Annotated in this window: 17 protein-coding genes and 1 pseudogene; 8 read left to right on the top strand and 10 right to left on the bottom strand. The window is 67.4% G+C overall.

Annotation, left to right across the window (positions count from 1 at the left end; translation table 11 throughout):
- The first annotated feature begins 77 nt into the window (after positions 1-77).
- From RN629_RS10320 to RN629_RS10310, 3 genes are read left to right on the top strand one after another with little or no spacing between them, the layout of a single operon-like run.
- Positions 78-377: a hypothetical protein gene (locus tag RN629_RS10320; RefSeq protein ID WP_407035160.1), complete on the top strand. Its 300-nt coding sequence runs from the start codon at positions 78-80 to the stop codon at positions 375-377.
- 46 nt (positions 378-423) lie between these two features.
- Positions 424-1,101 carry a response regulator transcription factor gene (locus tag RN629_RS10315; RefSeq protein ID WP_407035159.1) on the top strand — a complete coding sequence of 226 codons (678 nt, stop codon included), beginning with the start codon at positions 424-426 and terminating at the stop codon, positions 1,099-1,101.
- A 23-nt stretch (positions 1,102-1,124) separates the two neighbouring features.
- Complete coding sequence (locus tag RN629_RS10310; RefSeq protein WP_407035158.1) at positions 1,125-2,495, top strand: sensor histidine kinase; 1,371 nt, start codon at positions 1,125-1,127, stop codon at positions 2,493-2,495.
- Positions 2,496-2,519: 24 nt separating this feature from the next.
- On the opposite strand, the gene RN629_RS10305 is transcribed toward RN629_RS10310, so the two are convergent.
- Positions 2,520-3,521, bottom strand: coding sequence for an LLM class flavin-dependent oxidoreductase (locus RN629_RS10305; RefSeq protein WP_407035189.1), 1,002 nt, complete (start codon positions 3,519-3,521; stop codon positions 2,520-2,522).
- A 49-nt stretch (positions 3,522-3,570) separates the two neighbouring features.
- Positions 3,571-5,886, bottom strand: a complete 2,316-nt coding sequence (locus RN629_RS10300; RefSeq protein WP_407035157.1) for a S8 family peptidase — start codon at positions 5,884-5,886, stop codon at positions 3,571-3,573.
- Positions 5,887-5,994: 108 nt separating this feature from the next.
- On the opposite strand from RN629_RS10300, the gene RN629_RS10295 reads away from it, so the two are divergent.
- The gene (locus tag RN629_RS10295) at positions 5,995-6,657 is read left to right on the top strand and encodes a pyrimidine 5'-nucleotidase (protein WP_407035156.1); all 663 of its coding nucleotides are present in this window, start codon (positions 5,995-5,997) and stop codon (positions 6,655-6,657) included.
- A gap of 2 nt (positions 6,658-6,659) precedes the next feature.
- The gene (dapD, locus tag RN629_RS10290) at positions 6,660-7,487 is read left to right on the top strand and encodes a 2,3,4,5-tetrahydropyridine-2,6-dicarboxylate N-succinyltransferase (protein ID WP_407035155.1); all 828 of its coding nucleotides are present in this window, start codon (positions 6,660-6,662) and stop codon (positions 7,485-7,487) included.
- A 42-nt stretch (positions 7,488-7,529) separates the two neighbouring features.
- On the opposite strand, the gene RN629_RS10285 is transcribed toward dapD, so the two are convergent.
- Entirely contained in the window at positions 7,530-9,071 is a 1,542-nt protein-coding gene (locus tag RN629_RS10285) for an ABC transporter permease/substrate-binding protein (RefSeq protein ID WP_407035154.1), read from the bottom strand.
- Positions 9,068-9,844: an ATP-binding cassette domain-containing protein gene (locus RN629_RS10280; protein ID WP_407035153.1), complete on the bottom strand. Its 777-nt coding sequence runs from the start codon at positions 9,842-9,844 to the stop codon at positions 9,068-9,070. The genes RN629_RS10285 and RN629_RS10280 overlap by 4 nt, the downstream gene beginning before the upstream one ends.
- 134 nt (positions 9,845-9,978) lie before the next feature.
- On the opposite strand from RN629_RS10280, the gene glpX reads away from it, so the two are divergent.
- Together glpX and RN629_RS10270 are read left to right on the top strand one after the other, a co-directional pair.
- The gene (glpX, locus tag RN629_RS10275; RefSeq protein WP_407035152.1) at positions 9,979-10,941 is read left to right on the top strand and encodes a class II fructose-bisphosphatase; all 963 of its coding nucleotides are present in this window, start codon (positions 9,979-9,981) and stop codon (positions 10,939-10,941) included.
- Entirely contained in the window at positions 10,938-11,666 is a 729-nt protein-coding gene (locus tag RN629_RS10270; RefSeq protein ID WP_407035151.1) for a CPBP family intramembrane glutamic endopeptidase, read from the top strand. Before glpX ends, RN629_RS10270 begins: the two co-directional genes overlap by 4 nt.
- A 41-nt stretch (positions 11,667-11,707) precedes the next feature.
- Here the strand turns inward: RN629_RS10270 and RN629_RS10265 are convergent, their stop codons facing one another.
- From RN629_RS10265 to RN629_RS10245, 5 genes are all read right to left on the bottom strand, one after another.
- Positions 11,708-12,469 carry an ABC transporter permease gene (locus tag RN629_RS10265; RefSeq protein WP_407035150.1) on the bottom strand — a complete coding sequence of 254 codons (762 nt, stop codon included), beginning with the start codon at positions 12,467-12,469 and terminating at the stop codon, positions 11,708-11,710.
- Positions 12,466-13,398: an ABC transporter ATP-binding protein gene (locus RN629_RS10260; RefSeq protein ID WP_407035149.1), complete on the bottom strand. Its 933-nt coding sequence runs from the start codon at positions 13,396-13,398 to the stop codon at positions 12,466-12,468. Before RN629_RS10260 ends, RN629_RS10265 begins: the two co-directional genes overlap by 4 nt.
- 34 nt (positions 13,399-13,432) lie before the next feature.
- Positions 13,433-14,140: a DsbA family protein gene (locus tag RN629_RS10255; RefSeq protein ID WP_407035148.1), complete on the bottom strand. Its 708-nt coding sequence runs from the start codon at positions 14,138-14,140 to the stop codon at positions 13,433-13,435.
- A complete protein-coding gene (locus RN629_RS10250) occupies positions 14,137-15,486 on the bottom strand; it encodes a M48 family metalloprotease (protein ID WP_407035147.1) in 1,350 nt (449 codons plus the stop codon). The genes RN629_RS10255 and RN629_RS10250 overlap by 4 nt, the downstream gene beginning before the upstream one ends.
- Positions 15,487-15,840: 354 nt before the next feature.
- Positions 15,841-16,482 carry a TetR family transcriptional regulator gene (locus RN629_RS10245; RefSeq protein ID WP_407035146.1) on the bottom strand — a complete coding sequence of 214 codons (642 nt, stop codon included), beginning with the start codon at positions 16,480-16,482 and terminating at the stop codon, positions 15,841-15,843.
- Between the two features lie 261 nt (positions 16,483-16,743).
- On the opposite strand from RN629_RS10245, the gene RN629_RS10240 reads away from it, so the two are divergent.
- Complete coding sequence (locus RN629_RS10240; protein WP_407035145.1) at positions 16,744-17,937, top strand: FAD-dependent monooxygenase; 1,194 nt, start codon at positions 16,744-16,746, stop codon at positions 17,935-17,937.
- 58 nt (positions 17,938-17,995) lie between these two features.
- On the opposite strand, the pseudogene RN629_RS10235 reads toward RN629_RS10240, so the two are convergent.
- Positions 17,996-18,136, bottom strand: a pseudogene (locus RN629_RS10235) (IS481 family transposase); the annotation flags it as partial.
- Positions 18,137-18,229 lie beyond the last annotated feature (93 nt).

The following is an 18,229-nucleotide window of genomic DNA, read 5'->3' as shown; positions in this document are numbered from 1 at the left end:
CCCCATGCGCTGTCGCGCGGCGGCATGATCTATTCAGAGGCTGTTCAACGGTTGTTCGCTATGCCAATTCGATGATGATGACCGTCCTTCTGGCTCTGCTCACCGCACCCATGGGTCCGCCGCCGATGGTGGAGTTCGCTCCCGATCAACGGCGCGGGGACCAGATGCGCGCGCTTCAGGCCCGCAAGGAAGGGAATTTGTCGCTGCGCGAGATTGAGGCCCGGGTGGTGCCCATGATGCGCGACGCGCAATATATCGGTTTCGACTATGATGCCGGTGCGGCCATTTACACGCTCAAATTCCTGCGCAATGGCACGGTGATCTGGGTGGAGGTGGACGGTCGCAACGGCCGCGTCATCGGCCGGACCGACGGATGAAGAGGCGGTCCGCCGGCGGCCCGATCGCAGTACAGGGAGTTTTACGATGCGCGTTCTGATCGTCGAGGACGAGCCCCATCTCGGCCAGCAGCTCAAATCCACGCTGGAGGGCGCGGGCTATGCCATCGATCTCGCCACCGACGGCGAAGAGGGGCATTTCCTCGGCTCGACCGAAAGCTATGACGCGATCGTGCTCGACCTCGGCCTGCCCGAGATTGACGGGCTGACCGTGCTGGACCGCTGGCGCAAGGAGGGCAAGACGACCCCGGTGCTGGTGCTGACCGCGCGCGACAGCTGGTCGGACAAGGTGGCGGGGCTGGACGCGGGCGCCGACGATTATGTCGCCAAGCCGTTCCAGACCGAGGAGTTGATCGCCCGCCTGCGCGCGCTGATCCGCCGCGCGAGCGGCAACGCCTCGTCCGAACTGACCGCGGGCGATGTCCGCCTCGACACCCGTTCGGGCAAGGTCACCCGCGCGGGTGAGCCGGTGAAGCTGACGGCGCAGGAATATAAGCTGCTGTCCTACCTGCTCCACCACAAGGGCAAGGTGGTCAGCCGCACCGAGTTGATCGAACATATCTACGACCAGGATTTCGACCGGGATTCGAACACGATCGAAGTGTTCGTGACGCGGATCCGCAAGAAGCTGGGCCAGGATGTCATCACGACCATCCGGGGGCTCGGCTACAGCCTGGACGATCCGGCGGCGGGCGCGGCCGCCTGACCGCTCCGCGGACCGCCAGTCCGATGAAGGACGGAGTGATCCTGCGCCCGACCCTGCGCACGGGCTCGTTGTCGCGCCGCATGATCCTGATCGCCGCGGGGTGGATCATGGTCCTGCTGGCGGGCGGTGGCTTCGCGCTCGACCGGGTGCTGGTCTCGGCGGTCACGCAGAATTTCGACGACCGGCTCGCCTATGTGCTGCGCTCGCTGCTGGTCTCGGCGGAGATCGTGCAGGGCGAGGTGTGGTTCAGCCGCGAGCCCGCCGACCAGGCCTTTCTGGAGCCCGGATCGGGCGTCTATTGGCAGGTGTCGGCACCGGGGCTGGAGCCCTATCCCTCGCGCTCATTGTGGGACCGGCATCTGGCCTATGGCGCCCGGCGCAATGACGACGCGGTCCATACCTATAACAGCAACCAGTTTCCCGACGAGAAGCTGCGCATCGTCGAACGCGATGTGAAGCTGCCCGGCTCCAATGTCCGCTGGCGGTTCCAGGTGGCGCAGAGCCGGCAGGGGCTCGACGCGCAGATCGCCGCCTTGCGCCGGACGCTGGTGCGCAGCTTTGCTCTGCTGGGGCTGGGCCTCATCATGCTGGCCGCGTTGCAGACCTTTTACGGGCTGTGGCCGCTGCGCCGCGTGCGCGAGGAGATCGCGGCGATGCGCGCGGGCAAGTCCGACCGCGTGTCCGACGCCATGCCCGACGAGGTCGCGCCGATGGTCGAGGAGCTGAACGCGCTCATCGAGCATAACGAGAAACAGGCGGAGGAAGCGCGCCGCCATGCGGGCAATCTCGCCCATGCGCTCAAGACGCCGCTGACGGTTATCATGAACGCCGCGACCGCGCATGCCGACGACCTGGCCGACACCGTGATCCGCGAGGCGCGGACGATGCGGCGGCAGGTCGACCATCATCTGGCGCGCGCCCGCGCGGTCGGGCGGCGGGGCTCGGCGCACAGCCGCGCCGATGTCTGGCCCAGCCTGCAATCGGTCGAGCGCGCGGTCGGCCGCCTGTACCGCCATGTCCGCATCGACACCGACGGGCCGCCCAATCTGGCGGTGCATGTCGAGCGGCAGGATCTCGACGAGATGCTGGGCAATCTGGTCGAGAACGCGGCCAAATATGGCGGCGGCAGCGTCTTCGTGACGGTCGGCGCGCAGGCCGGGTTCGTCGAGTTTCTGGTCGAGGACGACGGCACCGGCATCCCTGAGAGCGAACGCGTCCGCATCTTCGATCGCGGCGTGCGGCTGGACACGGGCAAGCCCGGCACGGGCCTTGGCCTCGCCATCGTGCGCGACGTGGCGGAGATTTACGGCGGCACCGTCGCGCTGGAGGAGAGCGAGGATCTGGGCGGGCTGCTCGTCCGGCTCCGGCTGCCGGCGGCGGTCGCGGTCGCCTGATTCCGGGGCCTGATCCCGGCTGGCTCAGGCGGTCCTTGCCGCCAGAGCCCGCATCGCCTGCGCCGCGATCCCGATCGACCGCTTGCGCGCCGCATGATCGAAGATCGCACTGACCACCATCACCTCATCGACCCCGGTCCGCTCGACAAAGGTGTCGAGTTGGCGTTCCACCGTCGCGGGTGAACCGACCGCCGAGCAGGACAGGACATGGTCGAGGATCGCCGCCCCCTGCGCGCCCAGGCTGTCGCGATAGTCGGGGACGGGCGGGGGCAGTTTCCCCGGGCGACCGGTGCGCAGCGCGACGAACGCCTGTTGCTGTGAACTGGCGAGCAGGTCAGCCTCCGCATCGGTGTCCGCGGCGAAGACGTTGAAGCCCGCCATCGCATAGGGCTTGTCCAGCACCGCCGAGGGACGGAAATCGCGGCGATACATGGCCAGCGCGTCGTCGAGCGCGTCCGGCGCAAAGTGTGAGGCGAAGGCGTAGGGCAGGCCCAGCGCAGCGGCGAGCTGCGCCCCGTAGAGGCTCGATCCCAGAATCCACATCTGCGGTCGCGCGCCCGCGCCCGGCGTCGCGGTGATGCCGTTCTGGCCATCATCGGCGAAATAGCCCTGCAACTCCATCACGTCGCGCGGAAAGGCATTGGGATCGCTGTCCAGCGTCCGGCGCAGCGCGCGGGCGACGCGCTGGTCCGATCCCGGCGCCCGGCCCAGCCCCAGATCGACCCGGCCGGGGAACAGCGCGTCGAGCGTTCCGAACTGTTCGGCGATGGTCAGCGGAGCGTGGTTGGGCAGCATGATCCCGCCCGCACCGATGCGGATCGTCTTCGTCGCCTGTCCGACATGCGCCAGCACCACGGCGGTCGCGGCCGATGCGATGCCTGTCATGCCGTGATGCTCGGCGGTCCAGTATCGGTGGAAACCGGCCGCTTCGGCATGGGCGGCGAGGTCGGCGGCGTTGGCCAGCGCCTGCGCCACGGTGCCGCCCTCGATGACGGGCACCAGATCGAGCAAGGAGTAGCGTGTCATGACTAAGAGATGGGGGTCGCGCATCGCCATCGCCAGCACAGGTCGGGTTTCAAAAGGCCAAGCCATATTTCATTGCCAGCCCGCGCTCGTCGGGCAGCGTCGCGACGTGCCCCGGATCGCGGCGCCAGAAGAGATGCGTCGACCATTCGCCCGGCCCGAGCGCCAGCGCATGGCGCAGCTCGAACCGCGTCTCGCGTCCCGACGGGCTGAGCGCCAGCCGCTGCACCGACCAGCCATCGACCTGTTCGCCCACATAGTCCCAATGGCTCGGCAATCGCAGGTCGAGGCCACCGCCCGAGACGCGCAGCGGCTGGGACAGGCGCAGGTCGATCCGGTCGCCGCCGAACAGGCCGCGCTTGCCTGCTTCGACCGACCAGGCGTCGCTGCGCATCAGGCCGCCGCCCAGCCCGCCCGTCGCGCGGGTCCAGCCTTGGCGCCAGCGGGCGGCCATCGACCAGCCCGCTTCGCCCTGCCAGCGTGCGGCTCCTTCGACAAAGCGGCTGGTGGCATGGGGCTGCCCCAGCGTGCCGCCGAACCAGCCGCCCAGCACCGTGCGACGCTCGATCAACTGGGTCAGTGCGACGCTGGTCGCCACGCGGCCGATCGGGCGATCGACGCGGAGGGCCATCTGGTCATAGCGGGGGCCGGATCGGTCCGGGCCGGATCGGTCCGGGGCGGTGCGGTGCGGGTCGAACGATGCGAGGAAGCGGCCGCTTTCCATCGTCAGCGTGAGGCCGATCCCGCCGACCGCATGGCGCAAGGCGGCGGCGGCCTGCGGGACCTGATCGATCCCCAATCCCGCCTCGGCCAGCAGGAAGCCCGGCCCGGCCTGCCCCGTCCAGCCTGCGACCAGCGTGTCGCCGCTGCTGGCAAAGCCGAATCCGGCGGCCATGTCGGGCGTCAGCTGTTGCGTGATGGTCCCCGCGACGATCCGGCTGGACGCCGGTTGCGAAGGGTCGCCCGGGTTGATCGCGCGCATCCGGGCTTCCCCCGGCTGGACCATGCGACGGGTCAGCGTCACCGAGCGCACCCCGTCCGCCATCGCCACGCCCTCCATGGAACCGAGCAGCGCGGGGGCGAGCAGTGCGCGCGGCCCCGTGCGGGCGACGGTGGCGGACAGGTCGACGGCGAAGGCGCGGCGATAGGAGTCGAGCGCGACGAGGTTCAGCCCGACCGCGCGCGCATCGCCCATGGCGGGGGACAGCGTCGCATTGACGTCCAGCCCGACCGGCCTGTCGCTGCCCGCCACCCGCATCGCGCCCACCGGCTGGAACGCGGCGGTCAGGTCGAGCGTGCCGCGGCCATAGACATTGTCGGTCCCGCTCGCCCCCGCGTCGTGCGCGGTGCGCAGCAGCAGGTCGGCGATCTGCGCGCCGCTCAGATTGGGAAAGGCCTGGGCCAGCAACGCCGCCGCGCCGGTGATCTGCGGCGCGGCCAGCGAGGTGCCCGACCACAGCCGGCGCGTGCCGGTCGCATCGGGGGCGTCGACCTGTTCGCCCAGCGCGGCCAGATAATGCGCGGCGGACAGTCCGGCACGGTTGCTGAAACGGGAGATCAGGCCGTTCTGCGCCACCGATCCCGCGATGATGACCTGGCCGCGCGCGACGGCATCGTTGTTCGCGATCTGCGCCAGCGCGCTGGGGTCGGATTCGCCGTCATTACCCGCCGCGATCACCACCACCATCCCCGCCGCCGTGGCGCGGGCGATCGCCCTGCTGACATCGTCGGGCACGTCCCTGGCCCCCAGCGAGATGTTGACCACGCGCGCGCGCGCCGTCCGCGCCAGATCGATGCCGCGCGCGATCGCGTCTGAGGGGTAGGAACAGCTGGTGCCCGTGGTGCCGGTCCCGCCGCAACTGCCCGGCTGGTCGGCGCGCAGGACGACCAGCGTGGCGCCGAACGCGACCCCTTGCGGCTGGCTGGCCTCGCGGCCCCCGGCGGCGGTGAAGGCGACGGCGGTGCCGTGGCCGTCGCTGTCGGCGATGCCGCGCGTGCCGATCAGATCGGTCGAACTGGCCGCGATCCGCCCGGTGAACCGCGCATTGCCGGTGTCGATCCCGGAATCGAGAATGGCGAGCGAGACGCCGGCGCCGGTCGCGCCGCGCTGATAGGCGGCCAGCGCGTTCATCGCGACCGCGCCCGCCGTCGCGCGATAGCCCGGCGTATCGAAATCCTCCGACGGCGTGGGGGCAGGCGTCGGCGTGGGGGAGGGGGCCGGGGTGGGGGTCGGTGTGGGCGTCGGGTTGGCGGCGGGCGGGGTGGGCGTGGACTGGACCCCGCCGCCCCCGCCACAGGCGGCCAGCATCGCACAGGCCCCGAGGCCCAGGCCGATGCGGCGATGGGCGCGAATTCCCCCCGAACCCATGTCACTGCCCCCCGGCCCGGCTGGGCCGTCCTGATATGCTGTCCTGTCATCCCTCTTACGCGCCCCGCGGGTTGCGGCAAAGCGGTGTCGCGCCTACACGCTGCGGCCATGCTGCCCGCCCTTGCCCATATCGACGCATGGATCTTCGATCTGGACAATACGCTCTATCCGGCGAGCGCGAATCTGTTCGCGCATATCGACCGGCGGATGACGGCGTTCATCGGCGACATGCTGCATGTCGATGCGAGCGAGGCGCACCGGATCCAGAAGGCCTATTTCCACGCCCACGGCACCACGCTGGCCGGGCTGATGGCCGAGCATCAGGTCGATCCCGCGACCTTCCTTGCCTATGTCCACGATATCGAGATGGACATATTGGAAGAGGATGCGCCGCTCGCCGCCGCGATCGCCCGGCTGCCGGGGCGCAAGCTGGTCTTCACCAATGGCGACAAGCCCTATGCGCTCAAGGTGCTCGACCGGCTGGGGCTGGGCGAGCATTTCGAGGCGGTGCATGACATCCACGCCATGGGCCTGGTGCCCAAGCCGCAGCCCTCGGCCTATGCGGGGTTGTGCCAGGCATTCGCCATCGATCCGGCGCGGGCGATCTTCTTCGAGGATATGGCGCGCAACCTGGCGCCGGCCAAGGCGATCGGGATGACCACCGTCTGGGTGAACAACGGCTCCGAACAGGGGCCGGAGGCCGAGCGCGATCATATCGACTATACCGTCCACGCGCTGACGCCGTGGCTGACCAGCATATTGGAGGACTGACCATGGCCCATGATTTGGCCGCCACCATCGACGCCGCCTGGGACAATCGCGCCGAGCTGGGCTTCGCCACGCAGGGCGAGGCGCGGATCGCCGTCGACCGCGCGCTGGCGCTGCTCGACCGGGGCGAGGCGCGGGTGGCCGAGCCCGATGGCCAGGGAGGCTGGACCGTCAACCAGTGGCTGAAAAAGGCGGTGCTGCTGTCCTTCCGCCTGAACGACAATGTCCTGATCGACAATGGCCCCGGCGCGGGCCACTGGTTCGACAAGGTGCCGTCGAAGTTCAGCGGCTGGTCGGAAGCGGATTTCCGCGCCGCCGGCTTCCGCGCGGTGCCGGGTTCGGTCGTGCGGCGCGGCGCGCATGTCGCCAAGGGCGCGATCCTGATGCCCAGCTTCGTCAATATCGGCGCCTATGTCGGGGAGGGCACGATGGTCGACACCTGGGCGACCGTGGGCAGCTGCGCGCAGATCGGCAGGAACGTTCACCTGTCCGGCGGCGCGGGCATCGGCGGCGTGCTGGAGCCGCTCCAGGCCGGTCCCGTCATCATCGAGGATGGCGCGTTCATCGGCGCGCGGGCCGAAGTGGCCGAGGGCGTGCGCGTCGGCGAGGGCGCGGTGCTGTCGATGGGTGTCTATCTGGGCGCCTCGACCAAGATCATCGACCGAGAGACGGGCGAAGTCTTCCGGGGGGCGGTGCCGCCCTATGCGGTGGTCGTGCCGGGCACCACGCCGTCGGTCGACGGCAAGCCGGGCCTGTATTGCGCGGTGATCGTCAAGCGCGTCGATGCGCAGACGCGCTCGAAGACCAGCATCAACGACCTGCTGCGCGACTGACGTGGTCGCCCTGCCTCGTCCCAAAAAGGGGGAGGCAGGGCGTCACAGTCCCACCCGCCTGGCCAGCCACCGGGCGGCCGCTTCCGGGCTTTCCTTCGCCGCATCGTCGCGATCGACCCGGTAATTCGCCTCGCGCATCGCCTCGACCGGGATCCGGTCGAGCATCGGCCGCAGCGCCGCGACGAATTTCGCATCGTCCGTCCGCACCTTCGCGACCAGCAGCACCGCGTCATAGCCGGGGATCGCCCGCTTCGGATCGCTCAGCACCGCCAGCCGCTGTGCCGCGATCCGGCCATCGGAGGAAAAGGCGGAGATGACATCGGTGCGCCCGCTTTCCAGCGCGCGGTACATGAAGGTCGGGCTATAGGGCGTCATGCCGGCGAAGCGCAGCGAATAGGCATCGCGCACCTCCGCCCATTCGGGGCGGTCGAGAAATTCCAGATCGCTGCCCAGCGTCAGGCGTGGTGCCACCCGCGCCAGATCGGCCAGCGACCGCACGCCAAACCGCCGCGCATCCGCGTCCTTCAGCGCGAAGGCATAGGCATTCTCGAACCCCAGCGGCCCCAGCATCGCCACGTCGCGGGTCGCGGCCCAGTCCCTGAGCGCGGCCAGCATCGCCGTGCGTGGTGGTGAATCATGCCGGTGCATCGCAGTCGTCCACAGCGTCCCCGCATAATCGACATAGACGTCCACCCGGCCCGCCGCCGTCGCCTCGAACGCGACGGTCGAACCCAGCCCGTCGCGATAGCTGACCCGGTAGCCCGCACGGGTCAGCCGGTCGCCGATCAGCCGCGCCAGGATATATTGTTCAGAGAAATTCTTGGTCCCGACCACCACCATGCGCCGCTGGTCGCCGCCGCCGGGGCAGAGGGGCTGGGTGGCGAGCGCGCAGCCCAGTGCCAGTGCGACCAGTCCCCCGATCCACAGGCGCCGGTTGCGCCGCGCCAGTCCATGCTCGACCAGCCCGATCAGCGCATCCACCGTCAGCGCCAGCGCGGCGGCGGCGGCGCATCCGGCCAGCACCAGCGCCCAGGCCTGGGTCTGGAGCCCGGCGAAGATCAGGTCGCCCAGCGACGGCTGGCCCACCGTCGTTGCCAGCGTCGCCGCGCCGATCGTCCACACCGCCGCGGTGCGAATGCCCGCCGCCAGCACCGGCGCGACCAGCGGCACCTCGACCAGCCGCAGCTTCTGCCCGCGGGTCATCCCGACCGCATCGGCGGCCTGCAGCACCGCCGGATCGAGTCCGGTCAGCCCCGCTACCCCGTTTCGCAGGATCGGCAGCAGCGCATACAGCGTCAGCGCCAGTAGCGAGGGGAGGAAGCCCAAAGCGGGTATCCCGCCGCCGACCAGCCCCGACAGGGTGAGCAGCAGCGGATAGAAGAGCGCGAGCAACGCCAGCGCCGGGATCGTCTGGACCAGACTCGCCAGCGCCAGCGCGATCCGCGCCAGCCCCGGTCGCCGGGCACAGGCAAAGGCCAGCGGCACCGCGATCACCATGCCCAGCCCCAGCGCGGCCATGCTGACCAGCACATGCTGCGCCAGCAGCGGCGGCACGCGGGCGAGCGCGTCGAGAAAGCCGTTCATCGGGCGAGCGCCGCCAGCCGTTCGGCCTGGTGGCGCGGGACGGCCATCAGGCCTTGGGCCACCTCGCCGCCTTCGCCCGCGACCAGTTGCGCCGGGGTCGCGTCGGCGACGATCCGCCCCTTGTCCATGACCAGCACGCGGGTTGCGGTCAGCAGCGCCTCCGCCATGTCATGCGTCACCAACAGGGTGGTGAGGCCTAGCCGCTGATGCAGGGCGACCAGTCGGCCCGCCACCGAGTCGCGCGTGACGGGATCAAGCGCGCCCAGCGCCTCGTCGAGCAGCAGGATCGGCGGTTCGGTCGCCAGTGCGCGGGCGATGGCGACACGCTGGCGTTGCCCGCCGGACAGCGCATCGGGCATTCGCCCGGCGATCGCGCGCGGCAGTTCGACCAAATCGAGCATTTCGCCGACCCGGTCGCCGACCGGCCGTCCTTCCAGTCGCAGGCCGATCGCGATATTGGCCGCGACGCTCATGTGCGGGAACAGGCCATGCTGCTGGAAAACATAGCCGATCCGTCGGCGCAGGCGGTGCGGCGCCTCGTCGCTCACGGCCCGGCCGTCGATGGTCACCCGCCCCGAATCGGGCGTCTCCAGCCGGTTCATCATCCGCAGCAGCGTCGACTTGCCCGAACCGGACGCCCCGACCAGCGCGACGAACGCGCCGCGTGCGACCGTCATCGAGATATTGTCGACGGCCGCGACCGCGCCGTAATGGCGCGAGACCCGGTCCAGTGCGATCAGGGGAGCATCAGGCGGGGGAGGATCAGGATTCACCCCCGCCCAACGCCGGACGGGCGCATTCCGCCTCACATGGCGCTTTTTCAGGGCTATGCCTTGTCCGAGTGCCGCGATAAAGCGTGTAAAACATGTTCAACACGGCGGATGATTCCTGCCGCCAGGAGAGTAAGATGACCCAGACGGCCAGCCAGGTTCTCGACCGGATCCTCGTCCTCGAAATGGTCCGCGTGACCGAGGCGGCGGCGATCGCGGCATCGACGCTGGTCGGGCGCGGCGATGAAAAGGCGGCGGATGCGGCGGCGGTCGAGGCGATGCGCGCCGCGCTCAACGAACTCGACATGAACGGCACGGTCGTGATCGGCGAGGGCGAGCGTGACGAGGCGCCGATGCTGTTCATCGGCGAGAAGGTCGGGACCGGGCGCGGTCCGGAGATCGACATCGCGCTCGATCCGCTGGAGGGTACGACCATCTGCGCCAAGGCGGGGCCCAACAGTCTTGCCGTGCTGGCGATCGCGGAGCGGGGGCATCTGCTCAACGCGCCCGATGTCTATATGGACAAGATCGCGGTCGGCCCCGGCTATCCGGCGGGCATCATCGATCTCGATCGCAGCCCCAGCGAGAATATCCGTGCCATTGCCGAGGCCAAGGGCGTGCGGGCCAGCGACATCACCGTCTGCGTGCTCGACCGACCGCGTCACGGGGCGCTGATCGCCGAGCTGCGCGCGCTGGGGTGCGGCGTGATGCTGATCGGCGACGGGGACGTGGCGGGGGTGATCGCGACGACCGATCCGGAGACGACGATCGACGTCTATATGGGATCGGGCGGCGCGCCGGAGGGGGTGCTGGCCTGCGCCGCGCTGCGCTGCGTCGGCGGGCAGTTCAAGGGGCGGCTGGTGTTCCGCAACGAGGCCGAGCGGGCGCGGGCGCGCAAATGGGGCGTGACCGATCTCGACCGGCAATATGACCTGACCGAACTGGCGCAGGGCGATTGCATCTTCGCGGCGACCGGGGTGACCGACGGGTCGTTGCTGGCGGGTGTGAAGCGCCATGCCAAGGTGATGACGACCGAGAGCGTGGTCATGCGCGCTTCGTCGGGCACGGTCCGCTGGGTGAAGGGGCAGCATCGGCTGTGATCCCCCCGCCGTTGCTTGCGGCCCTGCTGCTGCTCGCCGCGCTGGCGGGCGTGGCGTGGTTCCAGAAGGGCGATCTGGGCGGGTATCGGCGGTTCAAGACGCGCAATGACGGTCCTGCGCGACGGATGCGGTTCCGGCTGCTGCTGGCCCGCGCGGCGCTGGTCTTTGGGCTGCCGGTCGTGGTCGGGCTGGTCCTGCTGGACCGTTGGCAGGCGCTGGTGATGATGCCGGCCGAGTTCGCCGGCGCGGCGGCGGCGATGCCCGCGATCGTCGATGATGGCGGCGCGACGCGGGGCATGCTGCTCGGCGGTGCGGTCGGCGGCCTGATCGCGGGCGCGGTGCTGGCCCGGTGGCGGGGGAGACGGACGCTGGGGGACGTGTCGGCGCTGCTGCCCCGCGAACCGCGCGAGCTGAAATATGCCGCCGCGCTCAGCGTCATGGCGGGGGTGAGCGAGGAAGCGTTTTTCCGCCTGTACCTGCCGCTTCTGATCGCGATGCTGACCGGACAGGCGTGGATCGGCTTTGCCGCCTCGCTCGTGTTGTTCGGGGCGATGCACCGTTACCAGGGCTGGGCCGGGATCGCGGCGACCACCGCGCTGGGGGCGGTGATGAGCGGCCTCTATCTGGCCACCGGGACTTTGTGGGTGGCGATGCTGGTCCACGCGCTGGTGGACATTAACGGGCTGGTGGTGACGCCATTGGTGCGCGGCGCCGTGCGGGAATGAGCGTCCCGCCCCCCGCGCGAAAGGCGGGGGCGGGTGCCGGTTCAGTTCTTCAGCCGCCAGCCGGTGCGGAAAATCCATCCGATCCAGGCCAGGCACGCCAGCAGGAACAGCCCGGTCACCGCCAGGCTGGCCCCGACCGTGACGTCCGACGTGCCGAAGAAGGTCCAGCGGAACCCGTTGATGAGGTACACGACCGGGTTGAACAGCGTCACCGTCCGCCACGGTTCGGGCAGGATCGTCACCGAGTAGAAGGCACCGCCGAGGAATGTCAGCGGGGTGACGATCAGCAGCGGGATCACCTGCAACTGCTCGAACCCGCGCGCCCAGATGCCGATGGCGAAGCCGAACAGCGAGAAGGTCGTCGCCACGAGCAACAGGTAGAGCAGCATCGCCACCGGATGCAGGATGCTGAGGTCGACGAACAGATAGGCGGTGGCGAGGATCACCAGCCCGATCACCATCGACTTGCTGGCCGCCGCGCCGACATAGCCCAGCACCGTTTCGATCGGCGACAGCGGCGCGGACAGGATCTCGTACATCGTCCCGTTGAACTTGGGCATGTAGATGCCCAGGCTGGCATTCAGGATGCTTTCCGAAAAGATCGACAGCAGCATGAGGCCGGGCACGATGAACGCGCCATAGGGCACGCCCGAGACCTGGTTCATCGCCGATCCGATCGCGGTGCCGAACACCACGAAATACAGCGTCGTGGTGATGACCGGGACCATCAGGCTGGTCCACACGGTTCGCCGGAACCGCGCCATTTCGAAGCGATAGATCGACCAGATGCCATGCAGGTTCATGCGCGCGTCCCCTCGACCAGATCGACGAAGATATCCTCCAGCGAGGATTTGTAGGTTTCCAGATCGACGAAGCCGATCTCCATGTCGCCCAGCCTGCGCAGCAGCGAGGGGATGCCGGTCCGCTCCGCCCGCGCGTCGAAGGTGTAGCGCAGCCTCTTGCCCTCATCCTCCAGCGACAGCGTCCATTCGGCCAGGCCGGCGGGGATCATCGTCAGCGGTTCGGCCAGCGTCAGCACCATTTCGCGCTTGCCGAGCTTCTTCATCATCTCGGCCTTTTCCTCGACCAGCAGCAGGCGACCCTTGGCGATCACGCCTACCCGGTCGGCCATTTCCTCGGCCTCCTCGATATAATGGGTGGTCAGGATGATGGTGACGCCGCGTTCGCGCAGGCGATGGACCAGCTTCCACATGTCGCGGCGCAGCTCGACATCGACGCCCGCCGTGGGCTCGTCGAGGAACAGCAGGTCGGGTTCGTGGCTCAGCGCCTTGGCGATCAGCACCCGGCGCTTCATCCCGCCCGACAGCTCCATCAGCTTGGCATGACGCTTGTCCCAGAGCGACAGGTCGCGCAGCACCTGTTCGACATAGGCCGGGTTGGGCGCGCGGCCGAACAGGCCCCGGCTGAAATTGACCGTGTCGATGACCCGCTCGAACATGTCGACCGACAATTCCTGCGGCACCAGCCCGATCTTGCGGCGCGCGCTCTTGTAGTCGCGCAGCGCGTCATGCCCGTCGACGCGGATCGTACCCGCCGACGGGGTCACGATGCCGCACACGATCGAGATGAGCGTGGTCTTGCCCGCGCCGTTGGGGCCGAGCAGCGCGAAGATCTCGCCCCGCCGGATGCTCAGCTCGACCGGCTGGAGCGCGGTGACGCCGCTCTTATAGGTCTTGGTCACGCCCTCGACGGACAGGATCGGGTCGGTCATGCGGCAGTCCCCGTTGCAAGAGATCAGGGCTTTATCAACCGTTTCGCGCGTCGGCGATGGCCTTTTGCAGTTGCTCGAGCGGAAGCGCGCCCGACAGGATGCGGCGCCCTACGATCCAGCTCGGCGTGCCGGTCAGGCCCAGCCGCCCGGCCGCCTCCATGTTGCGGGCGATCTCCGTATCGGCCTGGGGCTGGAAGGCCGCCATCCCGCTCATGTCGACGCCCGCCGTCGCGGCGGCGGCCGTGATCGTCGCATCGCTGACCGGACCACCGGCATAGAGCGCGTCGTGGAACGCCTGGAACCTGCCCTGCGCGGCGGCGAGCAGGCTGGCCCGCGCCGCCGCCTTGCTCGACGGCGCCAGGATCGGCAGCTCGCGATAGACGATCCGCAGTTTCGGGTCGGCCTGGGTCAACTGCTTGAGCAGCGGCAGGCTGGCCCGGCAATAGCCGCAATTATAGTCGTAAAATTCGACCAGCGTCACATCGCCCTGCGGGTTGCCGCTGAACGCGCTGCCATACGGCTTGGTCAGGTCGCCGCCGATCGCGGCCACCGCCTTGCCCTGTTCGCGATCCTGGAGGCGTTGCATCGCCTCGGGAATGACCTCGGGATGGTCGAGCAGATAGGCGCGCACCGCGTCGCCCGAAGGCCCCTGCGGGGCGGCCAGATGCTGGAGGCCGATCGCCGCCCCGCCACCGGCCAGGCCGCCGATCACCGCGATCGCGGCCCATGTCCTGATGCTCATCTGCGGCGTTTCTTCTTCGTGCTGGCGGCGGCGTCGGCAGAGGTCATGGCGATATCCTGCGCCCGAATCCATTCGGACGTGTTGGGGGTGAGATTGGCCATCGCATAGCGCGCGCTCTGGATCGCGGTGCGATTGTCGCCCATCATGCTGGCCCGCTCGGCGGTGGCGAGCGCGGCGCGCGGTTCGTCGCCCATCTGTTCATAGGCGGTGCCCAGCTGGATCCAGGCAAAGGGATTGTCGTCGTCGCGCTGCACCGCGACCTTCAGCACCTTCACCGCCTCGGGCAGGTTGCGCTTGTCCTCGGTCGCGATCAGCGCATGGCCGAAGGTGGTGGCGATCAGCGCGTTCTGGCCCGATCCCATGGTCGCGGCGCGCAAGGGGGCAAGCGCCTCCTTCGGCTTGCCCGCCTCCAGCAGGATCTGGCCCTGGATTTCGAGGAAATAGGGATCGTGCGGATCCTTGGCGATCAGCGCGCGCGCCTCGGCATCCGCTTTGTCGGGATAGCCGGCCTTGTGATAGGCATAGGCGCGGGCGTAATGCGCATAGACCGACTGGTCGCTCTCGGGATATTTGTTGAGCGTCGTCTCGGGCGAGCCGACATAGCCCAGCAGCTTGGCCTTCACGCGCAGGAACCGTTCCTGCAATTTCGGATCGATCGGCTTGTTCCAGGACGGCGACGCCTGGAGATCGGCGGTCAGCGTCTGGATACGCTGGCCCGACAGCGGGTGGGTCTGCGCGAACGGATCGATATTGGTGTAGCCGTAGCGATATTCCTGGTTCTGCAGCTTCTTGAAAAAGCTCAGCATCCCCTTGCCGGTAATCCCGGCGGTGGTCAGATACTTGACGCCCGCCGCATCCGCGGTCGATTCCTGCGTCCGGCTGAACGACAGCACCTTGCCCATCGCGGCCTGTTGTCCGGCGGCCATGATGCCCGCCCCGGCCTCGCCCCCGCCCGCCGCCATCGCGGCCAGGCCCAGCACCATCGACAACAGGTACATGCCCATGGCGGGCTTCATCGCGGCATCGCCCAGCACGACATGGCCGTCGGCGATATGGCCCAGTTCGTGTGCGACGACGCCCTGCACTTCGTTCACATTGTCGGCCGCCTGGATCAGCCCGGAATGGACATAGACCACCTGGCCGCCCGCGACGAAGGCGTTGATCGAATCATCGTTGATCAGGACGATCCGCACGTCGCGCGGGCTAAGCCCGGCGGCCTTGATGAGCGGGGCCGCCATGTCGGCGAACAGCGTCTCGGTTTCCGCATCGCGCAGGATCGACTGCGCGACGGCCGGCTGGGCCCAGAGGAGGATCGTGAGGGCGAAGGCGGCGATCAGGCGCTTCATGAAACCTCTATCGTCGGGTCCGCGTCCATACACAACCGGCTTTGCAAACTAATGATTCGATCGACCGGCTTTGGCATGCGGCGGCTGAACGCCTGGCGAACGAAGGGGGACGGTCAGTACGACTGCCGCCTCGGATCCGCTCATCAGTGCCGGAGAACGGCGTTGCCGTTGGGAACGTCCCGTCAAAAAGGGCGCGGTGTCCATCTTTAGCCCGGGAGTGGTGCCCCGCACTGGATCAACATAACGAATATACCTCGCTCGTTAAACTAATATAGGAACGCCGCACACCGGTACGTGCCGCCGGATCCCGCCGCTACTCGCGCTTGGTTCTACGGTGGAGACGGATAACCGAAGCTATGCTCGCGCTCTTGCGTTTATCTGTACGAGATACGCACAGAACATGTCAGCCATGGCATCGGCAAACTTTATAATTTCGGCCGGTTCACGCGGAGTTTCCGAATAGGATTCGCCAACGCTCCAAATAGTCGACTCGATGAGCCTGATGGCTAACGCTCGCTGGTCGTCGTTGGACTCTGGCAATGCCTCACACATGAAGGCGTGCATGACCGCAGCGCCTGCTTTCAAGGCTTCATGCGCCTCCGGCGCGCCGCGATAGAGTGGCGCAGTATCATCAAGCGCCGTGCGGACGTTCGCCTCCTCACATTCAGAGCGGATGAATGCGTGAACTGCCGTACGAAGCCGTTCGAGGGGCGGCGTATCCTGCTGCTCTAGAATCCCTCGCAACATATCCGTTGTGCGCTTCCACTCGTCACTTTGTAGCCGAAACAGGATCGACGCTTTGTTGGGGAAGTATTGGTAGAGCGAGCCGACGCTAACCCCAGCCCGTTCCGCAACGCGGGCCATTGTGAAACGCTGCGCGCCCTCGGCCGTCAAAACCTGAATAGCCGCGTCCAGCACGGACTCAACCAGCTCTATCGAGCGGGCCTGCTGCGGCTGCTTTCTCGAAGAAATTTGCGCTTGGCGGTGTTCGGCCATGACGGCTCCCGAATGCGATTAGCGAACCTGAATGTTTCGTCGTATTTTCAGCACCAAGCATGAACTCAAGCAATACCGGAGTCGCTTCATGACCTCGCGCGCCATGTCGCTCGCGGCGCACACTTCATCCTGACGGGCAAGGCGCAGTCGATTCAGAGGATAAGCCAGGCGCTGAAGAAGAGCGGCATGGGATCATCGAGCGTAAAGGCGAAAGCCCATTGGTCGCCAGGAAAAACAGGTCTCGATTAGGAAAGCGTCATCATGAACGAAAGCAGGAAAGTACTGATCTCCGGCGCGAGCATCGCTGGTCCTGCTCTGGCCTATTGGCTGAGCAGATTTGGTGACAAGGTGACGGTCATCGAGCGGTCGAAGAACTTTCAGTCGGGCGGCCAGAACGTCGACATCGAGGGGCCGGGTCAGCAGGTCATCAAGATGATGGGCCTCGAAGAGAAGATCGAGGCGAAGAACACGCGTGAGAAGGGCGTGGAGTTTGTAGGTGGCTCGGGCAAGCCGTATGCGCGGCTACTAAAGGGGGCGGTCGGTTCGCTGACAAGCGCCTATGAAATCCTGCGCGGCGACCTTGCACGCATCCTCTATGACGAGACCAAGGATGACTGCGACTATCGGCTTGGTACGAGCATCGCGGCGCTGAGCCAACAGGACGATGGCGTTTCCGTGACCTTCAACGACGGATCGATCGAGAGGTTCGATCTCGTGGTCAGCGCCGAGGGTATCGGCTCTTCGACACGGCGGCTCGTCATGGAAGACGATATCCGCTTCCGGTATCTGGGCGTTTACGCCTCCTACTTCAGAATTCCCAAGCGTCCCGAAGACAAGGACTGGTCGCAAATCTACCACGGCAAGCACGGCTGCTTCATGGTGGTACGCCCGGGCAATGACACCGACATAACCGTTCTCGTCACCTTCCCGCGCAAACAATTCGATGCGCGCGAGGTGGTTGGCGTCGCGCAAAAAGCGATGCTGCGCGATGCGCTACAGGGCGCGGGAGGTCCGGCTGATCGCATCTTGGCGAATCTCGATCACGATCCCGATTTTTACCTCGGCCCGATGAGCCAGGTGATCGGCTCCACCTGGTCGAAGGGCCGCTTCGTGCTCACTGGAGACGCAGCCTGGTGCCCCTCAGCCTATACAGGACAGGGCACGCCGCTTGCGCTTATCGGGGCCTATATTCTCGCTGGCGAACTCAAGAAGCAGCCGACACACACGGTGGCCTTCGAGTCCTACGAGAGGCTGATGCGGCCCTACTTGTCGAGTGGCCGGACGATCAGTCCCGGTCTCATTCGTCTACTACATCCGAAGTCGCGTCTCGGCATCGGGATGGTTCGGACGGCCGAGAGGGCCCTGGCGAGCGGGTTTGCGCAGTTCGTCTTCCGGCGCTTTAGTAGCGACGTAGACCAGCCGTTTAATCTTACTGCGTCACAAAATGTTGGTTGAGTCTTGTACAGCAAGGACATCGCATGAGGTGACGCAGTAAGACTAGAGCCTCAACCGTTGTCTGTTTTCCCCATTTCGCCACCGTCTTCGGGTTGATTCCCAGCTCCCGGCTCAACGTCGCGAGCGAAGCTTGCGATCGCTGTATTGCTGCTCTGACGGAGTGCGTGGTCGTGGCGCTCCCGTGACGAACTTGTCCTATACCGCCTCCTTCCATTCCGACGAAAGGATCGCACCATCAATCGCCGGGACCAAACATCCAGCCGCAAGCTCAACCAACAGCTTCCACGGCAGA

Source organism: Facivitalis istanbulensis (genome assembly GCF_040560405.1).
GTDB classification, from domain to species: domain Bacteria; phylum Pseudomonadota; class Alphaproteobacteria; order Sphingomonadales; family Sphingomonadaceae; genus Sphingomonas; species Sphingomonas istanbulensis.
Note: the sequence above shows the minus strand (reverse complement) of the source record. Positions and strands in the feature narration are given on the sequence as shown.

Bases quoted from the DNA above. Each gene is read 5' to 3' on its own strand.
- RN629_RS10320 (WP_407035160.1), top strand. From the start codon at position 78: ATGACCGTCCTTCTGGCTCTGCTCACCGCACCCATGGGTCCGCCGCCG.
- RN629_RS10315 (WP_407035159.1), top strand. From the start codon at position 424: ATGCGCGTTCTGATCGTCGAGGACGAGCCCCATCTCGGCCAGCAGCTC.
- RN629_RS10310 (WP_407035158.1), top strand. From the start codon at position 1,125: ATGAAGGACGGAGTGATCCTGCGCCCGACCCTGCGCACGGGCTCGTTG.
- RN629_RS10305 (WP_407035189.1), bottom strand. From the start codon at position 3,521: ATGACACGCTACTCCTTGCTCGATCTGGTGCCCGTCATCGAGGGCGGC.
- RN629_RS10300 (WP_407035157.1), bottom strand. From the start codon at position 5,886: ATGGGTTCGGGGGGAATTCGCGCCCATCGCCGCATCGGCCTGGGCCTC.
- RN629_RS10295 (WP_407035156.1), top strand. From the start codon at position 5,995: ATGCTGCCCGCCCTTGCCCATATCGACGCATGGATCTTCGATCTGGAC.
- dapD (WP_407035155.1), top strand. From the start codon at position 6,660: ATGGCCCATGATTTGGCCGCCACCATCGACGCCGCCTGGGACAATCGC.
- RN629_RS10285 (WP_407035154.1), bottom strand. From the start codon at position 9,071: ATGAACGGCTTTCTCGACGCGCTCGCCCGCGTGCCGCCGCTGCTGGCG.
- glpX (WP_407035152.1), top strand. From the start codon at position 9,979: ATGACCCAGACGGCCAGCCAGGTTCTCGACCGGATCCTCGTCCTCGAA.
- RN629_RS10265 (WP_407035150.1), bottom strand. From the start codon at position 12,469: ATGAACCTGCATGGCATCTGGTCGATCTATCGCTTCGAAATGGCGCGG.
- RN629_RS10260 (WP_407035149.1), bottom strand. From the start codon at position 13,398: ATGACCGACCCGATCCTGTCCGTCGAGGGCGTGACCAAGACCTATAAG.
- RN629_RS10255 (WP_407035148.1), bottom strand. From the start codon at position 14,140: ATGAGCATCAGGACATGGGCCGCGATCGCGGTGATCGGCGGCCTGGCC.
- RN629_RS10250 (WP_407035147.1), bottom strand. From the start codon at position 15,486: ATGAAGCGCCTGATCGCCGCCTTCGCCCTCACGATCCTCCTCTGGGCC.
- RN629_RS10245 (WP_407035146.1), bottom strand. From the start codon at position 16,482: ATGGCCGAACACCGCCAAGCGCAAATTTCTTCGAGAAAGCAGCCGCAG.
- RN629_RS10240 (WP_407035145.1), top strand. From the start codon at position 16,744: ATGAACGAAAGCAGGAAAGTACTGATCTCCGGCGCGAGCATCGCTGGT.